18 protein-coding genes are annotated in these 18,190 nt (G+C 63.5%); 7 read left to right on the forward strand and 11 right to left on the reverse strand.

Going from position 1 to position 18,190, the window contains the following annotated elements; translation table 11 throughout:
- Position 1: 1 nt before the first annotated feature.
- From radA to NKH83_RS05550, 9 genes are all read right to left on the reverse strand, one after another.
- Positions 2 to 1,420: a DNA repair protein RadA gene (gene radA, locus NKH83_RS05510; RefSeq protein ID WP_352802432.1), complete on the reverse strand. Its 1,419-nt coding sequence runs from the start codon at positions 1,418 to 1,420 to the stop codon at positions 2 to 4.
- Positions 1,421 to 1,651: 231 nt separating this feature from the next.
- Positions 1,652 to 3,142, reverse strand: coding sequence for a replicative DNA helicase (locus NKH83_RS05515; protein WP_023677714.1), 1,491 nt, complete (start codon positions 3,140 to 3,142; stop codon positions 1,652 to 1,654).
- A 207-nt stretch (positions 3,143 to 3,349) separates the two neighbouring features.
- On the reverse strand, positions 3,350 to 4,318 hold the full coding sequence (locus tag NKH83_RS05520) for a small ribosomal subunit Rsm22 family protein (protein ID WP_352802434.1): 969 nt from the start codon (positions 4,316 to 4,318) through the stop codon (positions 3,350 to 3,352).
- Positions 4,319 to 4,321: 3 nt separating this feature from the next.
- Positions 4,322 to 4,645 (reverse strand): YnfA family protein, encoded by a 324-nt coding sequence (locus NKH83_RS05525; protein ID WP_352507938.1) that lies wholly within the window; start codon positions 4,643 to 4,645, stop codon positions 4,322 to 4,324.
- An 81-nt stretch (positions 4,646 to 4,726) separates the two neighbouring features.
- Positions 4,727 to 6,016, reverse strand: coding sequence for a cyclopropane fatty acid synthase (locus NKH83_RS05530; RefSeq protein ID WP_352802436.1), 1,290 nt, complete (start codon positions 6,014 to 6,016; stop codon positions 4,727 to 4,729).
- Between the two features lie 153 nt (positions 6,017 to 6,169).
- The gene (gene rplI / locus NKH83_RS05535; RefSeq protein WP_254820243.1) at positions 6,170 to 6,754 is read right to left on the reverse strand and encodes a 50S ribosomal protein L9; all 585 of its coding nucleotides are present in this window, start codon (positions 6,752 to 6,754) and stop codon (positions 6,170 to 6,172) included.
- 213 nt (positions 6,755 to 6,967) lie between these two features.
- The gene (rpsR, locus tag NKH83_RS05540) at positions 6,968 to 7,216 is read right to left on the reverse strand and encodes a 30S ribosomal protein S18 (RefSeq protein ID WP_006203718.1); all 249 of its coding nucleotides are present in this window, start codon (positions 7,214 to 7,216) and stop codon (positions 6,968 to 6,970) included.
- Positions 7,216 to 7,707 carry a 30S ribosomal protein S6 gene (gene rpsF, locus NKH83_RS05545; protein WP_254820244.1) on the reverse strand — a complete coding sequence of 164 codons (492 nt, stop codon included), beginning with the start codon at positions 7,705 to 7,707 and terminating at the stop codon, positions 7,216 to 7,218. The genes rpsR and rpsF overlap by 1 nt, the downstream gene beginning before the upstream one ends.
- A gap of 539 nt (positions 7,708 to 8,246) precedes the next feature.
- A complete protein-coding gene (locus tag NKH83_RS05550; protein WP_352802439.1) occupies positions 8,247 to 10,172 on the reverse strand; it encodes an LTA synthase family protein in 1,926 nt (641 codons plus the stop codon).
- Between the two features lie 247 nt (positions 10,173 to 10,419).
- On the opposite strand from NKH83_RS05550, the gene fabD reads away from it, so the two are divergent.
- The 7 genes from fabD to gmk all read left to right on the forward strand — a co-directional run bounded on the left by fabD (position 10,420) and on the right by gmk (position 16,936).
- On the forward strand, positions 10,420 to 11,385 hold the full coding sequence (gene fabD / locus NKH83_RS05555; protein ID WP_352802441.1) for an ACP S-malonyltransferase: 966 nt from the start codon (positions 10,420 to 10,422) through the stop codon (positions 11,383 to 11,385).
- Positions 11,386 to 11,445: 60 nt separating this feature from the next.
- A complete protein-coding gene (gene fabG / locus NKH83_RS05560; protein ID WP_254820315.1) occupies positions 11,446 to 12,183 on the forward strand; it encodes a 3-oxoacyl-[acyl-carrier-protein] reductase in 738 nt (245 codons plus the stop codon).
- Between the two features lie 187 nt (positions 12,184 to 12,370).
- Positions 12,371 to 12,607, forward strand: coding sequence for an acyl carrier protein (locus NKH83_RS05565; protein WP_006203723.1), 237 nt, complete (start codon positions 12,371 to 12,373; stop codon positions 12,605 to 12,607).
- Positions 12,608 to 12,641: 34 nt separating this feature from the next.
- On the forward strand, positions 12,642 to 13,904 hold the full coding sequence (fabF, locus tag NKH83_RS05570; RefSeq protein ID WP_352454402.1) for a beta-ketoacyl-ACP synthase II: 1,263 nt from the start codon (positions 12,642 to 12,644) through the stop codon (positions 13,902 to 13,904).
- Positions 13,905 to 13,997: 93 nt separating this feature from the next.
- Positions 13,998 to 15,218: an endolytic transglycosylase MltG gene (gene mltG, locus NKH83_RS05575; RefSeq protein ID WP_352479235.1), complete on the forward strand. Its 1,221-nt coding sequence runs from the start codon at positions 13,998 to 14,000 to the stop codon at positions 15,216 to 15,218.
- A 137-nt stretch (positions 15,219 to 15,355) separates the two neighbouring features.
- Positions 15,356 to 16,246 (forward strand): YicC/YloC family endoribonuclease, encoded by an 891-nt coding sequence (locus tag NKH83_RS05580; protein WP_352479325.1) that lies wholly within the window; start codon positions 15,356 to 15,358, stop codon positions 16,244 to 16,246.
- Between the two features lie 33 nt (positions 16,247 to 16,279).
- Positions 16,280 to 16,936 carry a guanylate kinase gene (gene gmk, locus NKH83_RS05585; protein ID WP_254820312.1) on the forward strand — a complete coding sequence of 219 codons (657 nt, stop codon included), beginning with the start codon at positions 16,280 to 16,282 and terminating at the stop codon, positions 16,934 to 16,936.
- Here the strand turns inward: gmk and NKH83_RS05590 are convergent, their stop codons facing one another.
- Together NKH83_RS05590 and rsmA are read right to left on the reverse strand one after the other, a co-directional pair.
- Positions 16,937 to 17,230, reverse strand: coding sequence for a DUF1330 domain-containing protein (locus tag NKH83_RS05590; RefSeq protein WP_352479236.1), 294 nt, complete (start codon positions 17,228 to 17,230; stop codon positions 16,937 to 16,939).
- A 74-nt stretch (positions 17,231 to 17,304) separates the two neighbouring features.
- Complete coding sequence (rsmA, locus tag NKH83_RS05595) at positions 17,305 to 18,144, reverse strand: 16S rRNA (adenine(1518)-N(6)/adenine(1519)-N(6))-dimethyltransferase RsmA (protein ID WP_352802445.1); 840 nt, start codon at positions 18,142 to 18,144, stop codon at positions 17,305 to 17,307.
- Positions 18,145 to 18,190 lie beyond the last annotated feature (46 nt).

An 18,190-nucleotide genomic window follows, 5' to 3' on the forward strand; every position in this document is an offset into this window, starting at 1 on the left:
ATCACTCTCGCTCGTCGACGCGGCTGCGCCGTGAGCCGGCTATGCGCGCCACGAGATCGGCAAGCTCGGTGGGCTGGAAAGCGCCGGCTCCGATCCCCCCGACCCCATTACCACCGACAAGTTCCTCGCTGCCCAAGGGCAGAACCGCGCTTCCGAAACCCAGCTTTTCGGCTTCCTTGAGGCGCTGCTGCGCGTGCGCAACCGGCCTCACCGCACCCGAAAGGCTGATTTCGCCGAAATAGACGCAATCGGCGGGAAGGGCAAGACCGGTGAGCGAGGAAACCAGTGCCGCCGCCACTGCCAGGTCGGCCGCCGGCTCCGAAATGCGGTAGCCGCCGGCAACGTTGAGATAGACGTCGTGGGTGCCGAAGCGGACGCCGCAATGAGCTTCCAGAACCGCCAGGATCATCGATAGCCGGGCACCGTCCCAGCCGACGACGGCGCGGCGCGGCGTGCCCAGCGTCGACGGCGCCACCAGCGCCTGGATCTCGACCAGCACCGGCCGTGTGCCCTCCATGCCGGCGAAAACCGCGGCACCCGGCGACTTCGCATGGCGCTCGCCGAGGAAAAGCTCGGACGGGTTGGCGACTTCCCGCAAGCCCTTGTCCGACATTTCGAAGACGCCGATCTCGTCGGTTGGCCCGAATCGATTCTTGACCGTGCGCAGGATACGGAAGTGGTGGCCGCCTTCGCCCTCGAAATAGAGCACCGCGTCGACCATGTGCTCGACGACGCGTGGGCCGGCGATCTGGCCCTCCTTGGTGACATGGCCGACCAGAACGATCGCCGCCCCTGTGGATTTTGCGTAGCGGATCATCGCCTGGGCCGCAGCACGCACCTGGGTCACCGTGCCGGGCGCCGAATCGGCCATGTCGGTCCACAGCGTCTGGATCGAATCGAGAATGACCAGATCCGGCCGCTTGCCATCGGCGACGGTGGCGAGGATGTCCTCGACATTGGTCTCGGCGGCGAGCTCGACCGGGGTGTCGGCGACGCCGAGCCGCTGGGCGCGCAGCCTGATCTGGGCGACCGCCTCTTCACCCGAGACGTAGACGATGCGGTGGCCCTTTGCCGCCAGCGCGGCCGCGGCCTGGGTGAGCAGCGTCGACTTGCCGATGCCGGGATCGCCGCCGACCAGCAGCGCCGAGCCGCGCACGAAGCCGCCGCCTGTGGCGCGGTCGAGCTCGCCGATGCCGGAGACAATGCGCGGCGCATCCTCGATGTCGCCGGACAGCGTCGTCAGCACCACGGCGCGGCCCTTGCGCGCATTGCGGGTGTTGGCCGGACCCGAGCCTATGCCGCCGGACGTGCCTTCCTCGACCAGCGTATTCCACTCGCCGCAGGCATCGCATTTGCCGGCCCAGCGCTGATGCACCGAACCACAATTCTGGCAAATGAACTGGACGCGGGACTTGGCCATCAGCGTCGCGTCGCTTGCCAATTGCCGAGGCTCGGCGATCCGGCCCACCCCCCTCTGTCCTGCCGGACATCTCCCCCGCAAGGGGGGAGATTGGCTGTCATCGACGCTGTCGCCAATCTCTGATGTCGCAGGAAGAGAGCCGGCGGCAAAACTGCCGATCTCCCCCCTTGCGGGGGAGATGGCCGGCAGGCCAGAGGGGGGTGTGACGGAGCGCGACGGTTGGTCAAAAAGCTACTCGAACCGATCCGGCAAATGATGCTCCTCGGCAAGATCCGAGAAGCGGGTGAACTCGCCCTGGAAGGCGAGGCTGACCGACCCCGTTGGGCCGTGGCGCTGCTTGGCGACGATGACTTCGGCCTTGCCGCGCATTTCGTTCATCTCGTGTTCCCATTTGATGTATTCGTCGGTGCCCGGCTTCGGCTCGCGGTTCTTCAGGTAGTATTCCTCGCGGTAGACGAACAGCACCACGTCGGCGTCCTGCTCGATCGAACCGGATTCGCGCAGATCCGAAAGCTGCGGGCGCTTGTCGTCGCGACTCTCGACCTGGCGCGACAGCTGCGACAGCGCAATGATCGGCACCGCCAGCTCCTTGGCCAGCGCCTTGAGCCCGGTGGTGATCTCGGTGATCTCCTGGACGCGGTTTTGCGATGATTTCGCGCTCGACCCCTGCATCAGCTGGATATAGTCGATGACGATGACGTCGAGGCCGCGCTGGCGCTTCAGGCGACGTGCCCGGGCAGACAGCTGAGCAATGGAAATGCCGCCGGTCTGATCGATGAACAGCGGGATTTTCTGCATCGTCTGCGAGCACGCGACGAGCTTTTCGAAATCCATCTCGCTTATCTCGCCGCGGCGGATTTTCGACGACGGGATTTCGGTCTGTTCGGAGATGATGCGGGTGGCCAGCTGTTCGGACGACATTTCGAGCGAAAAGAAGCCGACGACGCCGCCATTGGCCGCTTTGAACGACCCGTCGGCCTGCTGCGCCGGGACGTAGGCCTCGGCGATATTGAAGGCGATATTGGTGGCGAGCGAGGTCTTGCCCATGCCGGGGCGCCCCGCAATGATGATCAGGTCGGACGACTGCAGGCCGCCCATGCGGCGGTCGAGGTCGCGCAAGCCGGTGGCGACGCCCGACAGATGCCCGTCGCGCATATAGGCGGCATTGGCCATGTCGACGGCGGTCTTGACGGCGTCGGTGAAGCTCTCGAAGCCGCCATCATAGCGGCCGGTCTCGGCCAACTCGAACAGGCGCCGCTCGGCATCCTCGATCTGGTCGGAGGGCGACATGTCGACCGGCGCGTCATAGGCGATGTTGACCATGTCCTCGCCGACGGTGATCAGCGCGCGCCGCGTGGCCAGATCGTAGATGGCGCGGCCATAGTCGGTGGCGTTGACGACCGTGACGGCCTCGACCGCCAACCGCACGACATATTGCGCCACTGTCATGTCGCCGACCTTCTCGTCGGCCGGCAGGAAGGTCTTCAGCGTGATTGGCGTCGCGATCTTGCCCATGCGGATGAGCTCGGCCGCGACCTCGAAGATCTTTCTATGCAGCGGCTCGTAGAAATGGCCGGGCTTCAGGAAGTCGGAGACGCGGTAGAAGGCATCGTTGTTGACCAGTATGGCGCCGAGCAGCGCCTGCTCGGCCTCGATGTTGTTCGGCGCCTCGCGATAGAGCGGTGTTTCCGCCACGCCGAATTTTCGTGCTGCCTCTGCCATGATGTCCCCGGTCCTGATCCCCGGTCTCTCGATATCAGAACGAGACAAGTCGGTGATGACTTATCTGCATCAGTCCCCAACCAACCAACTTTGATGCCCGCGATTCACAGCCAGGTTCTTTCGGTGGAAAGAATCTCAATTGACTCGAATCAAGATGGCGAGCCTAGCCGTTCTTGGGCGCGAACAAAACAGGAAAATAGCTGCCGGTCATTCCGGCAAGGCATCACCCCACTCCAGTCGCCGTGCGGCCTTGAACGTCTCGCCATCGCGCTTGGTGAACAGTCGCTCGGCAGCACTTCCATCCTGTTGGCAAAGCTTCAGCAAGACCTTGCCGGAGCCCGACTTCGGCGGTGCGATCACTCGCGCTCGAGGCGGAGTGGCCGGATGGCGGGAAGCCGCGACAAAGATGAATTTCTCGTCCTCCCACGGCACCTCGGCATCCTTGGCCAGACGGTGCAGGCGCGAGCGGGCGACCCGGCGGGCGAAATGGCACCAGTCGGGAGCGACGAGCGGGCAGGGCGCCTCATGCGGGCAGGGCGCAAGCACGTGCGCCCCCGCCTCGATCAGCTGCCGCCGCACGGTAAGAATACGCTGCCAGCCGGCCGGCGTGCCCGGCTCGACCACCAGCAGCGTGTCGGCGGTCAGCTGCCAGAGCCGGTCGACGAGTTTTGCCAGCGATGCCGGCGCGATCTCATCCAGCACATAGGCTGAAGTCACAAGCTCGGCCGGCTCCAGATCGACCAGGTCGACAGTGACGTCGCCGGTCCGCCAGGCGGTCCTGGCCGTGATCGCATCCGCGGCAAGTGCTTCGCCGACCCTTCGCACGGCGGCGCCGGCCTCGAGCAGCACCGCCTGTTGGAGATCCGGCCAGAGATTGATTGTGGCCCAAAGCACCGTGCCAGGGCCGGCGCCGACATCGAGCAGGGTTCTCGGAGCATAATCGGGCCGCGCCTCGCTTACCGCGTCGAGGCTGGCGCGGACGGCAGCATAGGTCGCCGGCAGCCGCGTTGCCAGATAGGCCTTCACCGCCATGTCTTCGGCCATGTGCAGGCGACCGTCGCGCAACTCTGCGCGGTAGCGGTCCGACAGCGTCTTTGCCGCTTGCTTAAGCACCGGCAACGGCACCTGTTCGAGAAGGCGGTCGACGCCTTGTCTAAGCGGGACGGGCAGTTCCATCGCTTAGACGGTCCGAGGTGAGAGCAGAATGACCGAGGCGCCAACGATGCAGATCGCGGCACCGGCAAGGTCCCAGCGGTCGGGGTGCACGCCTTCCGCCAGCCACAGCCAGGCCAGCGAGGCGGCAATGTAGATGCCGCCATAGGCGGCGTAGGCCCGGCCCGCCGCGCTGGTGTCGACCAGCGCCAACAGCCACGCGAATAGCACCAGCGAGACGAGACCGGGCGCCAACCACAGCGGCGATTTTTCCAGCCGCCACCATGTCCAGAACGAAAAGCAGCCGGCGATCTCGGCAAGTGCGGCAGCGACGTAGAGGAGGTAGGTCATAAAAAAGGTCCCGCGTTGACGGGAGCCTTTTCAGCGTGCCAACCGGCAATGGCAAGCGGCAATGGCGCGATCGCCGGCCGTCTATTCCGGATCCACCATTTTGCGGCGGCGAGCGGGCTTGGCCGCCGCAGCCTTTTCACGACGTCCAAGATCGCGCATCTCCAGCGCCTTCTCACAATTGGCCATGTAGTCGCGCGTCATCGGCAGCGTGTCGTTCTTCTTGGCAATCTGGATCTGGAAGATCACCAGATCCTGCCAGCGGAAGGCAGCTTCCGAGGCGGCAAGATAGAACTCCCACATACGGCAGAAGCGCTCGTCATAAATCGCCTTGGCCTTGTCGCGGTTGGCGGCGAAGCGTTCGCCCCAATGCTTTAGCGTCTCGGCATAATGCAGCCGCAGAACCTCGATGTCGGTGACGACGAGCCCCGATTTTTCGATGGCCGGCATCACTTCTGAGAGCGACGGAATATAGCCGCCCGGGAAGATGTATTTGCGGATGAAGGCGCTGGTCGCCCACGGCACGCCGGAGCGGCCGATCGTATGCAGCAGCATGACGCCGTCCGGCTTCAGCAGCGTCGCCGACTTGTCGAAGAAGGTGCGGAAATGATTGACGCCGACATGCTCGAACATGCCGACCGAGACGATGCGATCGAAACGTTCATTGAGTTCGCGATAGTCCTTGATGTCGAAATGAACCCGGTTTTGCAGGCCTTGCGCATGGGCGCGGTCGGTGGCGACGCCGTGCTGCTCGGTCGACAGCGTCACGCCCTGTACGTCGACGTCGAACGCCTTGGCGAGATAAAGGCCAAGCCCACCCCAGCCGGAGCCGATATCGAGCACCGTCTGGCCGGCCTTCAGCCTGAGCTTGGCGGCAATATGGCGCTTCTTGGCCGCTTGTGCCTCGTCGAGGGTCATATCCGGCTGCTCGAAATAAGCGCAGGAATATTGCATGTCCTCATCGAGGAAGAGGCGGTAGAGGTCGCCCGACAGATCGTAATGGCGCTGCACGTTGCGGCGCGCCCGCGACGCCGTGTTGATCTGCTGCAGGCGCCGGAAGGCGTGGCGCAGACCTTCGATCGCTTTCGACCAGGTGGCATCGATACCGCCGCTGCCCATGTTCTGGAAGGCAATCCGCATCACCCCCAGCACGCCGCCCTCGAGAATGTCGAGTTCACCGTCCATGTAGGCTTCCGGCACCGCCAGCATCGGATCGAAAGTGATGGCGCGCTCGGCATGCCTGGTCTTGATGTGCATGTGCACCGGTTCACCGCTGCCGTCACCGAAAGTCACCATCGAGCCTTGCGGCCCTGTCACCTTGAGATTGCCTGTGCGGACCAGGCGGTCGAGAATGCGTTTAAGCAGAATATTCATGACCAAATGTCCCCTCTCGGTCAGACAGGCTGTCTTATTCTGCATCAAGATATAGGGGTTCGAAAAGTTCCATTTGGCATAAAAATGCCCGGGTACGAGGCCCGGGCATTGGTCCAGAATAGCGATTAGCCGGCGAATGCCGACGAATGACGATCAGCCGTTGTCTTCGCCGCCCTCGAACTCCGCATTCGGATCGAAGAAGTTTTCCGGCCGCGCATTATCGTTGATGTCCTCGCCGTAGATGGCTTCGGCGGTGGTCAGCGTTTCGCCCTTGGCCTGGCGCTCGGCTTCGTCGGCCGTGCGGGCAATGTTGAGCGTGATGGTAACCTCGACCTCCGGGTGCAGCGCGATCGCCACATTGGTGACGCCAATGGTCTTGATCGGCTGGTTGAGCAGGATCTGGTTGCGGTTGACCGAAAAACCTTCCGCCGTCACCAACTCGGCGATGTCGCGTGTCGAGACCGAACCATAAAGCTGACCGGTCTCGCCGGCCGAGCGCACGGCGATGAAGCTCTTGCCGTCGAGTTTTTCCGCAATCTGCGCGGCCTCGGACTTGCGCTCCAGGTTGCGGGCTTCCAGTTGCGCCCGCTGTCCCTCGAACTTCTTCTTGTTAGCTTCGTTGGCGCGCAGCGCCTTGCCCTGCGGCAACAGGAAATTGCGGGCGAATCCGTCCTTGACCTTGACGGTGTCGCCCATCTGGCCGAGGCGGGAAACGCGTTCGAGAAGAATGACTTCCATGGTTTTGTTCCTTCGCTTGGGCGCTATCCTCAGGATCGGCGCCGAGTTGTCTGGAACAGGTCAGGAAGCTGGGCGTCGCCGCCTGTGTCGCTGTCCTGCCTGTCGCGGCAGTTAGGATCTCTTGTCGAAATCCAACCCGGGATTTGGTGTTCGATCCGGCTACGCCCGTCGTGGCCGGTGACAAAAAGCGGGCGGCGAACCGCCCGCGTAGATTTAGCGGACCACGTAGGGCAGCAGGCCGAGGAAGCGGGCACGCTTGATCGCCTTGGCGAGTTCGCGCTGCTTCTTCTGGCTGACGGCAGTGATGCGCGATGGCACGATCTTGCCGCGCTCGGAGATGTAGCGCTGCAGAAGCCGCACGTCCTTGTAGTCGATCTTCGGCGCGTTGGCGCCAGAGAACGGGCAAGTCTTGCGGCGGCGGTGGAAGGGGCGCCGGGTTGGGATCTGGTTGATGTCGACCATTATTCTGCCGCTCCTTCAAAGCCTTCGCGCGGACGGCGCGGGCCACGATCGGCACCGCCATCGCCGAAGCTGCGCGGCGGACGATCACCGCGGTCACCGCGATCGCGGTCGCCGAATGAGCGCGGGCCACGGTCGCGGTCGCCGAAGCCGCCGCGTTCCGACCGCTCTTCGCGCTTCTGCATCATTGCCGACGGACCTTCCTCATGCGCATCGACCTTGATGGTCAGGAAACGCAGTACGTCCTCGGACAGACCCATCTGGCGCTCCATTTCGTTGAGCGCGGCCGGCGGGCAGGTGATGTCCATGAGTGTATAATATGCCTTCCGGTTCTTGTTGACCCGGTAGGTGAGGGACTTCAGTCCCCAGTTCTCGACCCGGCCGACGGACCCGCCATTCGCGGTGATGACGCCCTTGTACTGTTCGACAAGCGCATCGACCTGCTGCTGCGAGAGGTCCTGCCGAGCAAGAAACACATGTTCGTATAGAGCCATAGTGTTCGTGCCTTTCTTCGTTTCTCTCCCGGTTCCCGGCGGCAAAAGCCTCTGCAACTTCTCTGACCCGCAATCCTTGCGAAGGCGGGGAAGAAAGGAGCATGACGAGACGGTCGAGAGCGGAGACACGGGAGGCGGAAGCGCTTCTGGCTTCACGCGAAGGTTTCGAAAAACCTCCGGCCCTCCGTTCAGCCCCCAGCAAGGACCGGCAGATTGCGGGCGTCTATACAGGAATTTGGCTGCAAGGCAAGGGCAAACGACGTGTCGTAAGCAGATGAGTTGCACGCGAGTTGTCCGGTTTTATTGGGCTGCTGGCCTCATTCGCAAGGTCTTATGGATTTCCTGCCCGGACCCAAGAATGTTTTCCGGCATTTCGCCTGACAAAACAAACCGGATGCCCTGTTCGTATAATCGCGGGAGGCGATCGAGGTAACGCCAACAAATCGAACAGCTCTACGCAGTCGGCAGTCAGCTGCAACAATTCCCGTCTCTCGACGACACGATCGGAGTTCGCGCATCACACTGCAACTTCAGCTGCCTCAGCTCGTGTGCGCAGCCACTTTGCCTGTGGTTTCGGGGAAGAAATCGGGCGCCGCATGGCGCTTGCCGAACATCATGTCGTATTGCAGCAGACGGAAGTCGCGGATTGCCGGGTCGATCTCTTTCTTACGCGACCAATCGGGGGTGGCGTCGCCTCCCGGTGCCAACAGCAAATTACGGTCGATGACGCGGTAGCGCTCTCGCAACTGGCCGAGGAAGCCGGTGTAGTACGGATGGCTGATGCCGGCCGTTTTCAGGATATGGTAGGGCAGGAAGGCCGGGCTGACGGCGCCCAGATCCTCGGCCGGGCCGCTGCGGTTCGACCAGACGATCAATGGCGTCTGGTGGTGCTGCAGCATCTGGTCGGCCGCCTCCTTGCGCGGCGCGACATTGTCCTTCAGGAAACCGGTCTCGACGTAGACCGGCCCAAGCGGCGGCAGGTGATCGCCGAAGAATGCGATGACGGTCGGCCGCTCGCGTTTCTTCGCCCATTCGATCAGCCGCTCGAGGCCGCGGTCCGCATCGGAAGAGCCTTCGGCGTAGCTCAACAGCGATTCACGTGCCCATTGGCTGATCGGCGCCTGCACCTTGTGGGTCGGATTGTTATAGCGATACGGCTCATACGGCCCGTGGTTCTGCAGGCTGACGGCGAAAAAGAAGACCGGCTCGGCGCTGGTATCGGCTTCGCGGATGATCTCGTCGGTCATCGCTGCGTCCGACGCGAGCGGTCCGCGCTTCTGCATGGGCGGCAACGTCTCCTCGGACTTGAAGTCGTTGAAGCCGAAATCGGCATAGACGGCCCCCCGGTTCCAGAACCAGTTGGTGCCGGGATGGATGGCGCGTGCCCGGTAGCCCTGACTTTTCAGGAAGGTCGCCAGCGAGGGAGTCGGTGTCCGCACATATTGCTGGTAGGGAATGCTGCCCGCCGGCAGGAAGGCGTTGGAAAAGCCGGTCAGGGCCTCGAACTCGATGTTGGCCGTCATGCCGCCGAACTCGGGCGAGAACATGTAGCCCGTGCGCAGGGCCCGCACATTGGGGATAGGGTCGGGTGTGATGGTGACGCCGGGCAGCTTGGTCGGATCCCAGAAGGATTCGCTCATCACGACGATGATGTCGGGCTTCTCGGCAGGTACCGAGGCGGTCACCTGCGGTTTGCCGATCGCTTCGATCGCCTTGTCGGAATAGCCGGGCGGCGCCGAGACATGCGCCATCGGGACGTTCAGCGCGAAGGCGAGCGCAAAACCGTTCGAGGCATAGTTTTCCTTCTGGTCCCACATAATCGGGATGATCTGCAGCCGGTCGCGCGTCCACGAGAAGGTGGCATAGTCCATGATGGAGACGAAGAAAGCGATCAGCGGCACCGTCAGCGTCAGCCGGGCAAGGCGGCCCTTGTGGCTGAGCGCCGGAACGCGGCGGCGCCATAACCGCCAGCCATAGACGAGCAGCGACAGCCCGCCGACGATGCCGATCGCCAGGGCAATGGCGGTTCCCGGGCGGTCGCGGACCAGGAGCGGCATCAGTGCCACGATCTGCCGGGAATAGAGGAAATCGGTCGGATAGAGCGGATCGCCGAGATAGAGCGACTTCTGGTGGCCGACGAACGCCAGCGACAATGTCAGCGGCGCGACGATCATCAGGCTCTGATGGCTGCGGCCGAGCACGGCGTCGAGACCGATGAGGATCAGCGCAAAAATGATGATCGTGGTCCAGCCGGGTTTGAAAGGCTGCAGAAAGAAATCAATGGTGCCGGCAAAGTTGCCGCGCACGATCAGTTCGATGGCAAACACCAGGATGGCCGCAGCCAGCAAGCTGATAAGGCCATAGCGGATGACAGGCCATCTGCGCGCCGGCAGATAGCCAGTCGACGGATCGCCTTCAAGAAACTGTGGCGCCGCCTCGGCTGCGCTCTGCTTGGTCTTTGCCACTTCAATAGTTCCCCGGCCCGCAACAAAGGCGTCACTCGATTGTCATCGAACTGTCACGCAAAGCCTAGCGCCTGCGGCGGAAATAAGAAGAGCCAACAAACAAATCGTGAGCGGTTTTCATCATGAGTGATCGCCAAAAAGCCTGCCGAAACAGGCACTCGGCCGACGCTGAGCGGTCAAGGTTGGACTTGACTTGGGCGCACGCCTTGCGTCACAGGCAGCGAGAACCAGCAGCTGGGAGCCGACCATGGCCATCGCATTCACCTTTCCGGGGCAGGGCAGCCAGGCCGTCGGCATGGGCAAGGACCTCGCCGATACTTTTGTGGAATCGCGGCGGATCTTCGAGGAAGTCGACGACGCGCTCGGTGAAAAACTATCGCAGCTGATCTGGGAAGGCCCGGAAGAGACGCTGACGCTGACCGCCAATGCTCAGCCGGCGCTGATGGCGGTGTCACTCGCCGCAGTCCGGGCGCTGGAGGCGCGCGGCTTCTCCCTGAACGGCAAGGTCACCTATGTCGCCGGCCATTCGCTCGGTGAATATTCGGCACTTGCGGCCGCTGGTTTCGTTTCGGTCGCCGACGCCGCCCGGCTGCTGCGTATCCGCGGCAATGCCATGCAGGCGGCTGTACCGGCCGGCGGGGGCGCGATGGCGGCGATCATCGGGCTGGAACAGGCCGACGTCGAGGCCGCTTGCGCAGAGGCCGCCCAAGGCACCGCCAAAGATCCCGCGCAAGCCTTGGTGTGCCAGATCGCCAACGACAATGGCGGCGGCCAGCTGGTGATCTCCGGCGCCAGGCCGGCGGTCGAACTGGCGGCGAAGCTATGCACGGAGAAGGGCGCCAAGCGGGCGCTGATGCTGCAGGTTTCGGCGCCCTTCCATTCGGCATTGATGAAGCCTGCGGCCGAGATCATGCGGGAGGCGCTGGCCGCCGTGACTAAGAGTGCGCCCGCCGTGCCGCTGGTCTCCAACGTTACGGTGACCCCGACGAGCGATCCCGACGAGATTGCCCGCCGCCTCGTCGAACAGGTGGTCGGGCGCGTGCGCTGGCGCGAAACGGTGGAGTGGTTCGGCAGCAACGGCGTTGCGACGCTTTACGAAGTGGGCGCCGGCAAGGTGCTGTCGGGGCTGGCCCGCCGCATCAACCGCGATATTGCCACCACTGCCATCGGATCCGCGGCGGATGTCGAGGCGGCGCTGGGGGCGCTTGCATAATCAACTGGCGATTTGACCCCGCTCCATGCAAAGGGTGTTCGCTCAGATCAGGAGGCAAGAATGTTCGAATTGACCGGCCGCAAGGCGCTCGTCACCGGCGCATCTGGAGGTATCGGCGAGGCGATCGCCCGCGTGCTGCACGGCCAGGGCGCCATCGTCGGCCTGCATGGCACACGTATCGAGAAATTGGAGGCGCTGGCCGCCGAACTGGGCGACCGGGTCAAGCTTTTCCCGGCCAATCTTTCCAACCGCGACGACGTCAAGGCGCTCGGCCAGAAGGCGGAGGCCGACCTCGAAGGCGTCGACATCCTCGTCAACAATGCCGGCATCACCAAGGACGGGTTGTTCGTGCGCATGGCTGACGCCGACTGGGATAGCGTGCTCGAGGTCAACCTGACCGCCGTGTTCCGGCTGACCCGCGAGCTTACCCATCCGATGATGCGCCGCCGCCATGGCCGCATCATCAACATCACTTCAGTGGTTGGCGTCACTGGCAATCCCGGCCAGACCAATTACTGCGCCTCCAAAGCCGGTATGATCGGCTTTACCAAATCGCTGGCGCAGGAGATCGCCACCCGCAATATCACCGTCAACTGCGTCGCCCCGGGCTTCATCGAATCAGCGATGACCGCCAAGCTCAACGACAAGCAGAAAGAGGCGATCATGGCGGCGATCCCGACCCGGCGCATGGGCACGGGCGCCGAAATCGCCTCTGCCGTCGCCTACCTAGCTTCCAACGAGGCAGCCTACGTCACCGGCCAGACCATTCATGTCAATGGCGGCATGGCAATGATCTAACACTTGGGAAAACGCTTCATTCCGTCTTGGATGCACGGGATTTTTCGTGTAATGCCGCCCGCAACCCGGCGGTTCGGGCAAAAACCGGTCCTGTTCCGCTGCGTTTCCGGCAGGACCATCTTTCAGCTTGATTAGCGGCATTCTGCCCGCTAACGAAGACAGACAACCAAAAGACGAGGATGCCCAAATGAGTGACACCGCAGAGCGCGTCAAGAAGATCGTCATCGAGCACCTTGGCGTCGATGCCGACAAGGTGACGGAGCAGGCGAGCTTCATCGATGATCTGGGCGCGGACAGCCTCGACACGGTCGAACTTGTCATGGCGTTCGAGGAAGAGTTCGGTGTCGAGATCCCGGACGACGCCGCCGAGACCATCCTGACTGTTGGCGATGCGGTGAAATACATCGACAAGGCCTCGGCCTGACGCTATTTGCAGTCATCACCGAGGAGGACCTGCGATGAGGCGTGTCGTCGTCACGGGCCTTGGGCTGCTTTCGCCGTTCGGCATGGGCTTCGAGCACAGCTGGAAGGAGCTTCTAACCGGCCGCAGCGCAGCCAAGCGCATCACCGAATTCGAGGTGGAAGACCTTGCCTGCAAGGTCGCCCACGTCATTCCGCGCGGTGACGGCTCCAACGCCACTTTCAATCCTGAAGCCGTTCTCGAGCCGAAGGAACTGCGTAAGATCGGCGATTTTATCCTGTACGGAATCGCGGCCGCCGACGAGGCACTCAAGGATTCCGGCTGGCAGCCGAAGACGCACGAGGAACAGTGCGCCACCGGCGTGCTGATCGGTTCGGGCATCGGCGGCATCGAAGGCATCGCCGAGAATGCGATGATCCTCAAGGAACGCGGCCCGCGCCGCATCAGCCCATTCTTCATCCCCGGCCAGATCATCAATCTCGTCTCCGGCCAGGTCTCGATCCGGCATGGGCTGAAAGGCCCAAACCACGCCGTCGTCACCGCTTGCTCGACCGGTGCCCACGCTATCGGCGACGCCGCCCGCCTGATCATCTGGGGCGATGCAGACGTTATGGTCGCAGGCGGCGCCGAAGCGCCGGTGACGAGACTCTCGGTCGCCGGGTTCGCCGCTTGCCGCGCGCTCTCCACCGAGCGCAACGACGCGCCGCAAACGGCCTCGCGTCCGTATGATCGCGATCGCGACGGCTTCGTCATGGGTGAGGGCGCCGGTGTTGTCGTGCTCGAGGAACTCGAACACGCCAAGGCCCGCGGCGCCAAGATCTATGCCGAGGTCACCGGCTACGGTCTGACCGGTGACGCCTATCACATCACCGCGCCTGCCGAGGATGGCGACGGCGCTTTCCGTTGCATGACAGCGGCGCTAAACCGGGCGAAGCTGACGCCCGCAGATGTCGACTACATCAACGCGCACGGCACATCGACCATGGCCGACACGATCGAACTCGGCGCCGTCGAGCGGCTGGTCGGCAACGCCGCCTCTAAGATATCGATGTCGTCGACCAAATCGTCGATTGGCCACCTGCTGGGCGCGGCTGGTGCTGCCGAGGCGATCTTTTCGATCCTCGCCATTCGCGACAACATCGCGCCGCCGACCATCAATCTCGACAATCCGGAGCGCGAAACGGCGATCGACCTGGTGCCGCACAAGCCGCGAGCCCGGCAGATCGACGTGGCGCTGTCCAACTCCTTCGGCTTCGGTGGCACCAACGCCTCGCTCGTCTTCCAGCGCTACAATGGCTGACCGCTCTGCCGGTTTTCGTCTGCCGTCAATTTTGCCATATTCGCCCCTACTCTGCCCGAGGGGATTCGTCGCAAGATCAGATGGTAGGGCGCTATGAACACAAATCCGGCCGATAACGGGGAATTCGGGCAACGGCCAGCAACGTCCGGCCCGATCGTGCCGAAAACGGCCAGCGAGGCGTTGCGGCCCGAGGCCGGCACGCCGCCGCCGAAGCGCTCGCGTGCCTCGCGCAGCCAGTTCGTCGTGTTCATGAACTTCGTCATCTCTTCGGTGATGCTGATGGTTCTGGCGGCGGGCGTTGCGCTGTATTTCGGCAAGCAGGAGTTCAACGAGCCCGGCCCGTCGGCCAATGGGGACACTTTCCTGGTCAAGCCGAATAGCGGCGTCCAGGAGATCGCCGACCAGCTTGAGCGGCGAGGACTGATCAGCGACGCCCGCATTTTCCGCCTTGGCGTGCGCGCCTTCGGCAATGATTCCGCCCTGAAGGCCGGCGAATACGAGATCAAGCCGCAGGCGTCGATGCACGACATCATGGAACTGCTGAAGAGCGGCAAGTCGGTGATGTATTCGCTGACTATCCCCGAGGGGCTGACGGTGGAGCAGGCGCTGCAACGGATCGCCGAGCAGGACGCGCTGACCGGCGATATGCCGTCGACCACTCCACCTGAGGGCAGCCTCGCCACCGACACGCTGCGCTTCACCCGCGGCGCAACACGCCAGCAGATGGTCGACAAGCTTCTGGCCGACCAGAAGAAGCTGGTCGACGAGGTCTGGCAGCGCCGAGCGCCGGATCTGCCGATCGCCAATGTTGAGGATTTTGTCACCCTGGCCTCGATCGTCGAGAAGGAGACCGGCAAGGGCGATGAACGCTCGCGCGTAGCCGCCGTCTTCCTCAATCGGCTGGCCAAGGGTATGCGGCTGCAATCGGACCCGACCATCATCTACGGCCTCTTCGGCGGCAAGGGCAAACCCATCGATCGCCCGATCTATCAGTCGGACATCCAGAAGCCGACGCCCTACAACACCTATCTGATCAACGGTTTGCCGCCGACGCCGATCGCCAATCCCGGCCGTGCGGCGCTGGAGGCCGTCGCCAATCCGTCGAAGACCAGCGATCTCTACTTCGTCGCCGACGGCAGCGGCGGCCACGTCTTTGCCTCGACGCTCGATGAGCATAACGAGAATGTCGCTCGCTACCGGGCACTGCTGAAAAAGCAGGCGCAGGACGCCGCCAAGGCCGGGGCAACCAATACCGGAGCCGACACGCCGGCGGGAGCCATCGTTGACGATGCGGGCGCCACCGCCGCCCAGTAGGGCCGGACGCCATCAGGTTGGCCCTGTGCATGTCCGGGTGGATGTGCAAGGGCTGCTATGGCATTGAAATTCACATGATCCTGCCCGGAGAAAATCGCTCCGGCTTGAGGGCATTCGGCAAAGGGACGCACGGCTACATGAACTTGCAGAGCATGACCGGTTTTGCGCGCAGTGTCGCCGAACACGACGGCACTTCGATTGCCTGGGAAGCCAAGTCCGTCAACGGCAAAAGCGTCGAGGTCAGGTTGCGGCTGCCGCAAGGTTTCGACCGGCTGGAGCCGGCCGTCCGGCAGACGGTGCAAAAGCGTTTTGCGCGCGGCAATTTCCAGATGACGCTGACCATTGGCCGCGCCGCCGGCGCGCAAGCGCAACCCGTGGTCAACGAGGCTTTCCTGAAGGATCTGGCGGGCTTGGCCAAGCGGCTGCAGGAGCAGTTCGGAGTAGCCCCTGCGGCGGCCGACGGCCTGCTTGCGCTGCGCGGCGTCCTCGACATTCCCGAAACCATCGAAACCGAAGAGGCGCGCAGTGCGCTCGATACCGCGATACTGTCGGCGCTGGAAGCAGCACTGAACGGGCTGCAGCAGGCGCGCCAGGGCGAAGGTGCCGCACTTCGTGCCCTGCTGTCCGGCCATATCGATGCCATCGAGGCGCTGACGCTGCGGGCCGAGGCCGATCCATCACGCGAGCCGGCCACGATCCGCGAAAGGCTCGCCGAGCAGATCCGCTTGTTGATGGACGCGTCCGCCAATCTGGACGCCAGCCGGCTGCATATGGAAGCGGCGTTTCTGGCCACCAAGGCCGACATACGCGAGGAAATCGACAGGCTGAAGACGCACGTGGCGTCGGGGCGGGCGCTGCTCGCCGGCGGTGGCGCCATCGGCCGCAAGCTCGATTTCCTGGCACAGGAATTCAACCGCGAATCGAATACGCTGTGTTCCAAGTCGAATGCTGCCGCGGTCACCGCCATCGGGCTGGAGCTGAAGGCGGTCGTCGACCAGTTTCGCGAACAGGTCCAGAATCTGGAATGATCCCGATGCCAAGCCACATGACTGCCAAGCCCCATGACCGCTAGGGATTTGGGTTCCCGCATTCGGCGCCGCGGGCTGATGCTGGTCTTGTCGTCGCCCTCAGGCGCCGGCAAGTCGACGATTGCGCGCAATCTGCTGGAGAGCGATTCCAGTCTAGAATTGTCGGTCTCGGTCACCACGCGGCCACGCCGCGGCAGCGAGATAGAGGGCGTCCATTACCACTTCCGCACCATGCGCGAGTTCGAGCGGCTACGCGATTCCGATGCGCTGCTCGAATGGGCGGAGGTGCACGGCAATTGCTACGCGACCCCGCGCGAGCCGGCCGAACAGGCGCTGGCCGAAGGCCGCGACATGCTGTTCGACATCGACTGGCAAGGCGCTCAGCAGCTCAAGGAGAAGATGCGCGCCGACATCGTCTCGATCTTCATCCTGCCGCCATCGATGAAGGAATTGAAGGCGCGGCTGAAGCGTCGCGCCGAGGACCAGGAAGCGGTGATCGAGACGCGGCTCAAGAACGCCCGCAACGAGATCGAGCACTGGAAGGAGTATGATTTCGTCATCGTCAACGACGATCTCGACCGCGCTTTCGCCGAGGTGCGCGGCATCGTTACGGCCGAACGGCTCAGACGCGATCGCCGGCCGGGCCTGTTCGATTTCGTCTCGGGGCTGCTCGATGAGAAGACGGATTGATCAAGGCGCTGTCCCCGCGACCAGGATCAGATTGCGGCTGAGCGCGGCGTCGCGCAGTTCCAATGCCGCGGCATATTCGGCGGAGCGGTACCAACGCCGCGCCGTGTCCATGTCGGGGAATTCCACGATGATCAGCGGCCCGGGAGACCAGTCGCCTTCCAACCTTTCCACCTCGCCGCCGCGTACCAGATAGCGCCCGCCATGCTGGGCGATGGAGGCAGCCGCGCGGGCGCGGTAGGCTTCGATAGCCTCGGCGTCACGGATCGTGACGTCGGAAATGACATAGGCGGCCACTGTTGTCTCCGGGCAGGGTTTGTCCGGCTATCTATGCCATGAGAGCGGAAATTCAACGCGGACGCTTCCCGGCATCACACCGCGTTGGTCAGGCGAACGAATTCCTCGACGCTGAGCGTCTCCGCACGCCTGGTCGGATCAATGCCGGCGCGGGTGAGCAGTGCCTCGCCGCCGAGGCTTTTCACGCTCTGCCGCAGCATTTTCCGGCGCTGGCCGAATGCCGCTTCGGTGACGCGGCTAAGCCGTTTGACCTCTGCCGGCAAGGGGCTGGCGCGCGGCACTAGATGCACCACCGAGGACGTCACCTTGGGTGGCGGCGTGAACGCCTGGGGCGGCACGTCGAAGACAATCCTCGCCTCCGTCCGCCAGCCTGCAAGCACGCCGAGCCGGCCATAGGCCTCGCTGCCGGGGCTGGCTGCAATGCGTTCGGCGACCTCGCGCTGGAACATCAGCGTCATCGACGCGTAGAAAGGCGGCCACTCGGTCACGGTCAGCCAGCGGATCAGCAATTCGGTGCCGATATTATAAGGCAGGTTGGCAACGATTTTCACCGACCCGCCGCTTCCCGGTATTCCTTTGGCAAGCGCTGCAAAATCAGTTTTCAGCGCATCGCCGGCCACGATCTCGAGCCGACCCGGATAGTGGTTCGCGATCTCGGCCAAGGCCGCCAGGCAGCGCTCATCGCGCTCGATCGCGACGACCCGGCGGGCGCCGTTGAGGAGCAGGGCCCGAGTCAGCCCGCCCGGACCGGGACCGACCTCGATAACCGTAACGTTGCTCAGGTCGCCGGCGGTCCGCGCAATCTTGCTTGTCAAGTTAAGGTCGAGCAGAAAATTCTGGCCGAGTGCCTTGTTCGCCTGCAGCCCATAGCGCTCGATCACCTCGCGCAGTGCCGGCAGGCCGTCTATGCTCATCGGGTTGGGCTCATCGGGCTGGGCTCGTCGGGTTAAGGCCATCGAA

The organism is Mesorhizobium sp. M0909 (assembly GCF_040319515.1).
Taxonomy (GTDB): domain Bacteria; phylum Pseudomonadota; class Alphaproteobacteria; order Rhizobiales; family Rhizobiaceae; genus Mesorhizobium.

Bases quoted from the DNA above. Each gene is read 5' to 3' on its own strand.
- radA (WP_352802432.1), bottom strand. From the start codon at position 1,420: ATGGCCAAGTCCCGCGTCCAGTTCATTTGCCAGAATTGTGGTTCGGTG.
- NKH83_RS05515 (WP_023677714.1), bottom strand. From the start codon at position 3,142: ATGGCAGAGGCAGCACGAAAATTCGGCGTGGCGGAAACACCGCTCTAT.
- NKH83_RS05520 (WP_352802434.1), bottom strand. From the start codon at position 4,318: ATGGAACTGCCCGTCCCGCTTAGACAAGGCGTCGACCGCCTTCTCGAA.
- NKH83_RS05525 (WP_352507938.1), bottom strand. From the start codon at position 4,645: ATGACCTACCTCCTCTACGTCGCTGCCGCACTTGCCGAGATCGCCGGC.
- NKH83_RS05530 (WP_352802436.1), bottom strand. From the start codon at position 6,016: ATGAATATTCTGCTTAAACGCATTCTCGACCGCCTGGTCCGCACAGGC.
- rplI (WP_254820243.1), bottom strand. From the start codon at position 6,754: ATGGAAGTCATTCTTCTCGAACGCGTTTCCCGCCTCGGCCAGATGGGC.
- rpsR (WP_006203718.1), bottom strand. From the start codon at position 7,216: ATGGTCGACATCAACCAGATCCCAACCCGGCGCCCCTTCCACCGCCGC.
- rpsF (WP_254820244.1), bottom strand. From the start codon at position 7,707: ATGGCTCTATACGAACATGTGTTTCTTGCTCGGCAGGACCTCTCGCAG.
- fabD (WP_352802441.1), top strand. From the start codon at position 10,420: ATGGCCATCGCATTCACCTTTCCGGGGCAGGGCAGCCAGGCCGTCGGC.
- fabG (WP_254820315.1), top strand. From the start codon at position 11,446: ATGTTCGAATTGACCGGCCGCAAGGCGCTCGTCACCGGCGCATCTGGA.
- NKH83_RS05565 (WP_006203723.1), top strand. From the start codon at position 12,371: ATGAGTGACACCGCAGAGCGCGTCAAGAAGATCGTCATCGAGCACCTT.
- fabF (WP_352454402.1), top strand. From the start codon at position 12,642: ATGAGGCGTGTCGTCGTCACGGGCCTTGGGCTGCTTTCGCCGTTCGGC.
- mltG (WP_352479235.1), top strand. From the start codon at position 13,998: ATGAACACAAATCCGGCCGATAACGGGGAATTCGGGCAACGGCCAGCA.
- NKH83_RS05580 (WP_352479325.1), top strand. From the start codon at position 15,356: ATGAACTTGCAGAGCATGACCGGTTTTGCGCGCAGTGTCGCCGAACAC.
- gmk (WP_254820312.1), top strand. From the start codon at position 16,280: ATGACCGCTAGGGATTTGGGTTCCCGCATTCGGCGCCGCGGGCTGATG.
- rsmA (WP_352802445.1), bottom strand. From the start codon at position 18,144: ATGAGCATAGACGGCCTGCCGGCACTGCGCGAGGTGATCGAGCGCTAT.